The sequence below is a fragment of the Curtobacterium sp. B8 genome, from assembly GCF_000333315.1.
Classification (GTDB): domain Bacteria; phylum Actinomycetota; class Actinomycetes; order Actinomycetales; family Microbacteriaceae; genus Curtobacterium; species Curtobacterium luteum.
Genome location: NZ_BACW01000097.1, coordinates 1 through 6,617 on the forward strand (window position 1 = coordinate 1; position 6,617 = coordinate 6,617).

Genomic DNA, 6,617 nt, shown 5'->3' on the forward strand with positions numbered 1-6,617 from the left:
GCGGGGTCGTCGCCGTGACCTCGGTCCGGTACCCGACCCCGCGGCCCGAGTCGGACGGTGCGAGCTCGGTCGTCGTCCGCACGGGCGCTCCGCCGCCGATCCCCAGCCCGGAACGGCGGCCACGTGCGCCGAAGCCGGCCGTCACGAGGGCGGGGAGCGCGACGACCGCGAGCTCCGGCCGCCCCGCGATGAGGCCGAGGCCGGCGAGGAACACCCCCGCGGCGAGCCCGAACACGAGGGCGGGGTTGCGGACCCAGACCGGCGCGGTGTCGGAGCCGGCCCCGGACCGGGCGTGAGACGTGTCGGGGACGCTCACCGCGCCTCCAGGCCGGGAACGCCGGGAACGCCGGGAACGCCGGAAAGCCCGCGACCGGCGGACGCGGGCGACCCACCGCGACCGCCGCCCGCGCCCGACGCACCCGGACCGCCGCCCGCGGGCGACCCACCGCGACCGCCGCCCGCGCCCACCACCGGCGGTCCCGCCACCTGCGCCACGATGCCCCGCACGATCTGCGCAGGGTCCACCCCGTTCGCCCACGCCTGCGGCGTCAACGAGACCCGGTGCGCGAGCACCGCCACCGCCGCGGTCTTGACGTCCTCCGGCGTGACGAAGTCGCGTCCGTCCATCACCGCCCGCGCCCGACCGACGAGCATGAGCGCCTGCGCGCCGCGCGGCGACGCGCCGACCTGGACGTCACGGTGCGCCCGTGTCGCGCTCGCGAGGTCGACGCAGTACAGCGCGATGTCCTCGTCGACGTGCACGCCCTCGACGTTCGCCTGCATCCGCAGCAGGTCGGAGCCGTCGATGACCGCCGGGACCTCGGCGACCTCGTGCCGCCGGCCGACGCGGTTGAGGAGCACGCGCTGCTCGCTTTCGCGCGACGGGTACCCGACCGACAGCCGGACCATGAAGCGGTCGAGCTGGGCTTCCGGGAGCGCGTACGTGCCCTCGTACTCGATCGGGTTGGAGGTCGCGACGACGTGGAACGGGCGGGGGAGCGGGAAGCCCTCGCCCTCGACGGTGACCTGCCCCTCCGCCATCGCCTCGAGCAGCGCCGACTGCGTCTTCGGAGACGTGCGGTTGATCTCGTCGGCGAGGAACATCCCGGTGAAGACGGGGCCCGGTCGGAAGACGAACTCGGCGGTGGCCGGCGCGTAGACGAACGAGCCGGTGATGTCGGCGGGGAGCAGGTCGGGGGTGCACTGGAGTCGCCGGAAGTCGAGGCCGCAGGCGGCGGCGAGGCTCCGGGCCGCGAGGGTCTTGCCGAGCCCGGGGACGTCCTCGAACAGGACGTGGCCCCCGGCGAGGATGCTCGCGAAGGCCAGGGCGAGCGGCTCCCGCATCCCGACGACGACGGCACCGACGGTGTCGAGGACCTCCTGCGCCCGGGCGGCGACGTCGGTGACGGTCAGCGGGGGCAGGGCCTCGGGTGGTGTCGCGGTCACGGCTGCCTCTCGGTCGCGGTCGGGTCGGTGGGACAGCTGCTGGTCCGGACGCTCGGATCGGTGGGACGGCTGGGGGTCCGGACACTCGAGTCGTCGCCGGTCTCGGCCGCGGCGCGTCCGGGGGGCCGGACGCTCGCGTCGTCGCCGGTCTCGGCCGCGGCGCGTCCGGGGGTCCGGCTGTCCGTGTCGTCGAGTGCTTCGACTGCCCCGAGGACGTTCGCGAACGTCGCGAGGTCGAGCTCGGGCCCCCGTTCACGCAGCAGGACCGTGACGACCGCGGCCGGCATGAGCGCTTCGGCCGCGTCCCGGTCGTGCGGCTCGTCGAGGTCGAGACGGTGCAGCGTCCGGAGTCGGTGCCGGGCGACCGCGCGGGCGCGGGCCAGCGCCCGCTCCGGCACACCGCCGCGCGACCGCAGCGCCCACGCGGTCTCGGACAGCTCCCGTCGGGCGCCGGGTGCGGACCGGACGGGAGGCACGGGGCATGTCGCGGGGACCCCGTCACGGATCGCGGTTCAGGTCAGGCCGAAGGCGGCAACAAACCCCCCCACGGGAAGGAATTGACGACGCCGACCCCGAAGAACCACACGACGGCCGCCGCGACCGCGGCGGACACGACCACGCCGACGGTGGCGCGGGGGTTCACGGCCGACCCGTCGGGACGGCGGCCCACTGCCGCTGCAGCGTCCGGAGCGCGGCACGCACCGCGTCGACGTCGGCGGCGGTGGCGGGGACGCCACCGAACCGCACCGCGAGGTAGCACCGGCGCAGGGTGCCGAGGGCGGTCTCGTCGACGTCGAGCTGCCGGAGGATGCGCGTGGTGAACTCCGTCGGGGTCTCCGCCGGCCCTCGACGGAAGCCGGCGTCGTCCGCGGACTCCTGCAGTCCGAGCCACGCCGCGGTGACGGCGTCCGAGGGGTCGCGGGGTTCGGCGAGCACCGCGAGCGCGCGATCGATCCCGCGCCGGATCCGCTGCAGTCCGACCGCGGTGGAGGGCTCGGACAGCACGTCCGCTGCGAGCGTGCCGACGTCGATCGGTCCGAGGCGGTCGCGGCGGTTCCGGTTCCGGAGGAAGTGGAGCACCACGAGGACCGCGGCGACGAGGACGACCAGCGCCAGGACGGGGAGGAGCCACGTGACGTCGACGTGCTGCGTTGCCTGTGCGCCGAACCGTTGCGGCTCGTCGGTGGCGGGCACCGACGCGGGCGGCTGCTCCGGGGCCACGGTGGCCACGCCGACGGCGGGGGACCACCGGGCACCCGTCAGGACCGGTCGCGCGCCGAGGCCCGCAGCGACGACGACGAGGGTGCCGAGGACGAAGGTGACGACCGGGACGACCGGGATGCCGCGGCGAGGCGGTCCGTCGTCGTTGGCCATGGCGTCACGCTACCCCGCGGCGAGCCCGCGCCACAGGGGTGCCGTCGCTGCCGGTACGATCGAGGCTGATCGGGGGAGTGCCGTGGGACTGGGAGTGGACGAACAGGACGGGTCGGCCGGACCTGCCGGGTCGCGGGTGCGGCGCCGGGTGCGGCGTTCCGTCGCCATCGGGCTCGTGGTCGCGGTGTGGGTCGGCGGCGTGGTCGTGGCCGGTGCGGCCGCCGGGTCGCCCGCCAGCGCGACCGGGACCTCGAGCGGCACGGTCGCTGCGTCGTCAGTCCGCGCTGCCGGTACCGCGGGCGCCACGGTCGCTGCGTCGTCGGCCCGCGCTGCCGCGACCGCCGGCACGTCCACCGCCCCGAGGCTCGCGGTCACCAAGGTCACCGCGCACAGCACCGTGACCTCGACCCGCACTCGGGTCACCACAGCGCTCACGGTGAAGAACACGTCCTCCGTGCGGAAGCCGGCACTCGACGCCTGGCTGTACCTCGCCGCCGGCTCCGGGAAGTACACGCTCGGTCGCGTCGCGGTGCGTTCGCTCGCGCCCGGGGCCAGCACGACGGTCCGGTCGACGCGCACGGCGCCCTCCCGCGCCCCCGCCGGGAAGTACACCGTCCTCGCCTGCACCGGTGCGTACACCGCGACCGGGTGCCGCTCGTCGATCGCGACCGTCCCGACCGCCCGCACTCCCCGGGCCCGTCCCGAGACCGGGCTGATGCTCGACGTCGCGCGCGCCTACTACCCGGTGCAGCTCCTCGAGCAGTACGTGGACCTCCTCGCGGACCACGGCGGGCGGTTCCTCCACCTGCACCTCACCGACGACCAGAACGTCGGCATCGAGAGCGACGTGCTCGGTCAGACGCTCGCGGACGCCGACCTCCACGACGGCGTCTGGACGAGCCGGGTGACCGGACGCCCGTTCCTCAGCGTCGCCCAGGCGCGGACCGTCGCCGACCACGCGAACCAGCGCGGCATCGCGATCGTGCCGGAGGTCGACACCCCCGGCCACATGGCCGCCGCGTTCGCCCTGCTCGAGGCGCGGCACGGTGCGCAGTGGGTCGATCGGATCCGTGCGGGCGAGAGCGAACTCGACACCACCGCGCCGGCCGCCGCAGCGCTGGCCGCGAGCCTGTACGCGGAGGTCGAGCAGACCTTCCCGTCGAGCACGGCCGTGCACATCGGCGGCGACGAGTGGGGCGGGGACGTCAGCGCGAACGGCCGTGTCGCGTGGATGAACGCCGTGGCGGCGGACCTGGGCGACCGCGAGGTCTGGGCGTGGAACGACGGCATCGACCGCGCCGCGATCGCGCGCCTCGACCCGCGCATCCGCGTCACCTACTGGAGCTTCGACGGCGACACCGAGGACCCCGCCGAACGCCGGGAACGCCGACAGCGCCGCGCGAAGGCGAGCGACCTGTACGCCGCGGGCACCAACCTCCTCAACTACGACTCGTACTACCTCTACGAAGTGCCGACCGACCTCGACGAGGCCGACAGCGCCTACACGGTGGCCGACCTCCGCGCGAACTGGTCGTTGCGGTCCTGGGACGGTGACTCCGGTGCGCGCCTCGCCGGGCCGATGTCGGGCGCCGCCGTCGCGGTCTGGGGCGAGGACCTGGCGGCTCCACCGTCCGGAGCCCTGCTGCGGTGGACTGCGCCGCACGTCATCGCGATGATCGAGACCGCGAACAGGTAGCCCAGCGTCCCGCGGGCCGCGTCCCGCGTTCCGTGTCGACCGTCGGCTCAGCGGAGCCGCACCCGTCGGCTCAACGGAGCCGCACCCGTCGGCTCAGCGGAGCCGCGCCCGGAGCAGGAGGGAGTCGCCGTGCACGGGGTCGTGCTCGCGTTCGCCGGTGTCGACGAACCCCAGCTTGCCGAGCACGGTGAGCGACGCAGTGTTCCACTCACGCACCGTCGCGACCAGGTGTTCGTGGCCGACCTCCGCGGCCCGGGCGACGACCGCTCGGGCGGCCTCGGTCGCGTACCCGTGGCCCCAGGACGTCCGGAGGAACTCGAACGCCAGCTCGGGGTCCCCGGACCGGCCGACGCTGTTCCGCACCAGGCCGCAGTACCCGATCGGGGCCTCGTCCTCGACCAGTTCCACGACGAGGAGGCCCGGCGTCGGCTCCGGCTCGTAGCCGAGGATCCAGGCCTCCATGTCCGCGAGCGAGGGGCTGCCGTCCGCTGTCAGACGCCGACCCGCCGGCACACGAGGGTCGCGTTCCGCCCAGAGCCGACGGCGGAACGCGGCGTCCGCGACGGTCCACGGCCGGAGCCGCAGCCGCTCGGAGCGGAGCCCGTCGTGCTCCTGCGTCCCCCTCGCCCGTCCCATCCGAGCAGTATGGTCCAGGAGCGTGCCGACCGTGCTCGACCTCCCGCTGCTGACGGACCGTTTCGTCCTCGCCCCGCTCGGCGCCGCCGACCGGACGGCCTTCACGGCGTACCGCCGTGATCCGGCCGTCGCGCGGTTCCAGTCGTGGTCACCGGCCTGGAGGCACTGGGTCACCTCGTCGACGCCCTGTTCCGTCAGCAGACTGCGCACCGAGTCACCACGATGACCGACGCCCGCAACGAGGCGGCACCTCGGCTGTTCCGGCGGCCTGGGTTCCGGCACGAGGGGCGCGTGACGACGGACGCGGGCCTGCCGGCCCCCCGCTCGGCGAGCGCTCGGCGGGTCGAGCCCTGTGCTTGCCGCCGCCGACTGACGGTCGGAGGCTCTCCACGGGCATGAATCGTCGGTAGGTCGATCGGGAGTCGGGCGCTCCATCCCGTGCCGGCCCCGCGGCCGCCGCGAGTCCTGCCGAGAGCAGGTCCACGAGCGCGGGCTGCTGCGCGTGTGCTCGGGCGTGGGTGCTGGTGAACACGATCGTGCGCATCCGTTCTGGCCTTCCGACCTCGTCTCTGCAGGGTCGTTGCGGATCCGGTGAAACGGTTCAAGCTGCGCAGCGCAACCGGACGCGGCGGCCACCGTTCGCCCTGCACGATGACGCCTAGCGCGCGAACCGGTACGCCGCCCCGTCGTCCGTCCGCTCGAGCAGCCCGTGGTCGACCGCGTCACGCCGGACGACCGCGACGTCCTCGGCGAACATCGCGATGGCGGCGTTCAGCACCGGTTCGCTGACCGGGCGGTCCCGCCCGAGGCGGTCACCCACGATCCCGACGATCCGCAGCGACAGCGGGACCCGTTCGGCCTCGGCGTGCGGCATGCGTCCGATGCGGTCGAACTCGAGCGCGGCCGCGGGTGCCTGCAGCAGCTGCAGCGTCCGCGCGGTCGAACCGAGCAGCGCGCGGTCGGGGCCGTCCTCGTCGACCCAGTCGAAGGCGTCGACCGCGGTTCGGGTCCGGTCGTCGAGCACGCCGTCGCCGACGACCGCGGAGCGGAGCGTCGGACTCGCGAGCACGGCCACCGCCTGCCGCGCCCGCGCCACCGCCCGAGCGACGTCGGAGGGCCCGGCCGCCCGCCCGTCGGATGGCCCGGCCGCCCGCCCGTCGGACAGCCCGGCCGCCCGCCCATCGGAGGGCCTGGCCGGAGACGCTCCGCTGGCCATCAGAAGTACGTGATGCCGTGCGGCGTCCGGGCGGGCAGGAGCATCGCGCGGAGCAGGGTGACCGCGGCGGGGTCGGCGGCGCGCACGAGTCCGGCGGCGGCGAGCGTCACGGGCGACACCGACCCGATGAGCAGCGCACCGAGGTCGGCGACGTCGAGTCGGACGTCCGCGTCGTCGACGGGGGAGTCGTCCGTGCGCGTGACGGTTCCGCGACCGTCGACCACGTCAAGCCGGTAGGTGCCGGTGGCG

The 6,617-nt window shown here is 75.1% G+C and carries 8 protein-coding genes; 1 reads left to right on the forward strand and 7 read right to left on the reverse strand.

The genetic code is table 11. The annotated features are described in order from the left end of the window. The 4 genes from I59_RS18960 to I59_RS22525 form a co-directional block, all read right to left on the reverse strand. A partial coding sequence (locus I59_RS18960) for a hypothetical protein (protein WP_042726388.1) occupies positions 1 to 316 on the reverse strand: 316 nt, incomplete at its 3' end. Further along, positions 313 to 1,446: a MoxR family ATPase gene (locus tag I59_RS02560; protein WP_022902535.1), complete on the reverse strand. Its 1,134-nt coding sequence runs from the start codon at positions 1,444 to 1,446 to the stop codon at positions 313 to 315. The genes I59_RS02560 and I59_RS18960, both read right to left, overlap by 4 nt. Further along, a complete protein-coding gene (locus I59_RS02565; protein ID WP_022902536.1) occupies positions 1,443 to 1,922 on the reverse strand; it encodes a hypothetical protein in 480 nt (159 codons plus the stop codon). Before I59_RS02565 ends, I59_RS02560 begins: the two co-directional genes overlap by 4 nt. Positions 1,923 to 2,085: 163 nt before the next feature. Then, positions 2,086 to 2,820, reverse strand: coding sequence for a DUF4129 domain-containing protein (locus I59_RS22525; protein ID WP_022902538.1), 735 nt, complete (start codon positions 2,818 to 2,820; stop codon positions 2,086 to 2,088). A 94-nt stretch (positions 2,821 to 2,914) separates the two neighbouring features. Here I59_RS22525 and I59_RS20555 point away from each other — a divergent pair, with 94 nt between their 5' ends. Further along, positions 2,915 to 4,516, forward strand: a complete 1,602-nt coding sequence (locus tag I59_RS20555; protein WP_022902539.1) for a family 20 glycosylhydrolase — start codon at positions 2,915 to 2,917, stop codon at positions 4,514 to 4,516. 93 nt (positions 4,517 to 4,609) lie between these two features. Here the strand turns inward: I59_RS20555 and I59_RS02585 are convergent, their stop codons facing one another. The 3 genes from I59_RS02585 to I59_RS02600 form a co-directional block, all read right to left on the reverse strand. Continuing rightward, the gene (locus tag I59_RS02585; protein WP_261976495.1) at positions 4,610 to 5,362 is read right to left on the reverse strand and encodes a GNAT family N-acetyltransferase; all 753 of its coding nucleotides are present in this window, start codon (positions 5,360 to 5,362) and stop codon (positions 4,610 to 4,612) included. Between the two features lie 448 nt (positions 5,363 to 5,810). Next, positions 5,811 to 6,221 carry a DUF2087 domain-containing protein gene (locus I59_RS02595; RefSeq protein ID WP_148286050.1) on the reverse strand — a complete coding sequence of 137 codons (411 nt, stop codon included), beginning with the start codon at positions 6,219 to 6,221 and terminating at the stop codon, positions 5,811 to 5,813. A 146-nt stretch (positions 6,222 to 6,367) separates the two neighbouring features. After that, on the reverse strand, positions 6,368 to 6,617 hold a 250-nt coding region (locus tag I59_RS02600; RefSeq protein ID WP_187289774.1), incomplete at its 5' end, for a sterol carrier protein domain-containing protein.